Raw genomic sequence first — 3,241 nt, forward strand, 5'->3', positions numbered from 1 at the left:
CGTTCTTTAAAAATTTGGAAAGCTGATAGTGTTAATCTGAAAGGGATAACAACTACGATTTATCGTACTGTTATTTATAGGATTAACGCGAAATTAAAAAATTGAGTTCTAAACACTTAAACATTAAGTGTCTTGGCTTGTGAGTTAGCATTTATGTTGATGAACGAGTTAAAAATTCTAATTTTGGCGAAAGTAGAAACCATTAGTTACGATACGACTGTTTTAAGCTTACCCGCTTGAAACAACGGATATCTCTCATAGAGACTTATTTGGGTTGTATGGTTAAGTGACTAAGCGTATATGGTGGATGCCTTGGCAGTCAGAGGCGATGAAGGACGTAGTAACTTGCGAAAAGCGTTGGCGAGCTAGTAACAAGCATTTGAGCTAACGATGTCCGAATGGGGAAACCCACATGCATAAGCATGTATCTTTAACTGAATTCATAGGTTAAAGAGGCAAACCCGGGGAACTGAAACATCTAAGTACCCGGAGGAAAAGAAATCAACCGAGATTCCCCTAGTAGCGGCGAGCGAACGGGGATTAGCCCTTAAGCGTAGAGGGTGTTAGTGGAATGTGTTGGAAAGCACAGCGGCACAGGGTGATAGCCCCGTACATGAAAACTAACTTTACGTGAAAACGAGTAGGACGGGACACGTGACATCTTGTCTGAACATGGGGGGACCATCCTCCAAGGCTAAATACTCCTGACTGACCGATAGTGAACCAGTACCGTGAGGGAAAGGCGAAAAGAACCCCTGTGAGGGGAGTGAAATAGAACCTGAAACCGTATACGTACAAGCAGTGGGAGCGGTTCTTGAGACCGTGACTGCGTACCTTTTGTATAATGGGTCAGCGACTTACATTTTGTAGCGAGGTTAAGCGAATAGCGGAGCCGTAGGGAAACCGAGTGTTAACTGCGCGTTTAGTTGCAAGGTGTAGACCCGAAACCCGGTGATCTAGCCATGGGCAGGTTGAAGGTTGAGTAACATCAACTGGAGGACCGAACCGACTTATGTTGAAAAATGAGCGGATGACTTGTGGCTGGGGGTGAAAGGCCAATCAAACCGGGAGATATCTGGTTCTCCTCGAAAGCTATTTAGGTAGCGCCTCGTACGAATACCATTGGGGGTAGAGCACTGTTAAGGCTAGGGGGTCATCCCGACTTACCAACCCTTTGCAAACTCCGAATACCAATGAGTACTATACGGGAGACACACGGCGGGTGCTAACGTCCGTCGTGAAAAGGGAAACAACCCAGACCATCAGCTAAGGTCCCAAAGTTATTGCTAAGTGGGAAACGATGTGGGAAGGCTTAGACAGCTAGGATGTTGGCTTAGAAGCAGCCATCATTTAAAGAAAGCGTAATAGCTCACTAGTCGAGTCGGCCTGCGCGGAAGATTTAACGGGGCTAAGCAATACACCGAAGCTATGGGTACTAGATTTATCTAGTGCGGTAGAGGAGCGTTCTGTAAGCCGTTGAAGGTGAAGGGGTAACCCACACTGGAGGTATCAGAAGTGCGAATGCTGACATGAGTAACGATAAAGGGAGTGAAAAACTCCCTCGCCGAAAGACCAAGGGTTCCTGTCCAATGTTAATCAGGGCAGGGTGAGTCGACCCCTAAGGCGAGGCCGAAAGGCGTAGTCGATGGGAAACAGGTTAATATTCCTGTACTTCTGCTAACTGCGATGGAGAGACGGAGAAGGCTAGGCTAGCGCGGCGTTGGTTGTCCGCGTTTAAGGCTGTAGGCTGTGTACTTAGGCAAATCCGGGTACACACTAGGCTGAGAGTTGATGACGAGGTCCTAAGGGACTGAAGTAGTTGATGCCATGCTTCCAGGAAAATCTTCTAAGCTTCAGGTTAGTAGGAATCGTACCCCAAACCGACACAGGTGGTTGGGTAGAGAATACCAAGGCGCTTGAGAGAACTCGGCTGAAGGAACTAGGCAAAATGGTACCGTAACTTCGGGAGAAGGTACGCTGCCGGCGGTGATAGGACTTGCTCCTTAAGCTGCTGGCAGTCGCAGATACCAGGTGGCTGCAACTGTTTATCAAAAACACAGTACTGTGCAAACTCGCAAGAGGAAGTATACGGTATGACGCCTGCCCGGTGCCGGAAGGTTAATTGATTGGGTTATCTTCGGAGAAGCTCATGATCGAAGCCCCGGTAAACGGCGGCCGTAACTATAACGGTCCTAAGGTAGCGAAATTCCTTGTCGGGTAAGTTCCGACCTGCACGAATGGCGTAATGATGGCCACGCTGTCTCCAGCCGAGACTCAGTGAAGTTGAAATTGCGGTGAAGATGCCGTATACCCGCGGCTAGACGGAAAGACCCCGTGCACCTTTACTATAGCTTGGCACTGAACATTGAACCTACATGTGTAGGATAGGTGGGAGACTTTGAAGCTTCGTCGCTAGATGGAGTGGAGTCAACCTTGAAATACCACCCTTGTAGTTTTGATGTTCTAACCGCGGCCCCTGAATCGGGGTTCGGGACAGTGCCTGGTGGGTAGTTTGACTGGGGCGGTCTCCTCCCAAAGAGTAACGGAGGAGCACGAAGGTTGGCTAAGTACGGTCGGACATCGTACGGTTAGTGCAATGGCATAAGCCAGCTTAACTGCGAGACATACACGTCGAGCAGGTACGAAAGTAGGTCATAGTGATCCGGTGGTTCTGTATGGAAGGGCCATCGCTCAACGGATAAAAGGTACGCCGGGGATAACAGGCTGATACCGCCCAAGAGTTCATATCGACGGCGGTGTTTGGCACCTCGATGTCGGCTCATCACATCCTGGGGCTGAAGTCGGTCCCAAGGGTATGGCTGTTCGCCATTTAAAGTGGTACGCGAGCTGGGTTCAGAACGTCGTGAGACAGTTCGGTCCCTATCTGCCGTGGGCGTTGGATGATTGAAGGAAGCTGCTCCTAGTACGAGAGGACCGGAGTGGACGAACCGCTGGTGTTCGGGTTGTTATGCCAATAGCATTGCCCGGTAGCTACGTTCGGAATCGATAACCGCTGAAAGCATCTAAGCGGGAAGCGAGTCCTAAGATGAGTCATCCCTAGGAATTTAATTCCTCTAAAGAGCCGTTCGAGACTAGGACGTTGATAGGTCAGGTGTGTAAGCGTTGTGAGGCGTTGAGCTAACTGATACTAATGACTCGTGAGGCTTAACCATACAACCCTGATGGGTTTTGTATGAGACTGATGTTTCGACAGAAACCAGAATTAGAAGCACTTAATGTG

The 3,241-nt window shown here is 49.0% G+C and carries 1 rRNA gene; it reads left to right on the plus strand.

The features are described from left to right. The first annotated feature begins 280 nt into the window (after window positions 1-280). Window positions 281-3,173 (plus strand): 23S ribosomal RNA (locus tag AB4135_RS02265). The last annotated feature ends 68 nt before the right edge of the window (window positions 3,174-3,241 follow it).

Origin of the sequence: Shewanella sp. 10N.286.54.B9 (genome assembly GCF_041468565.1) — a bacterium.
GTDB lineage: Bacteria > Pseudomonadota > Gammaproteobacteria > Enterobacterales > Shewanellaceae > Shewanella.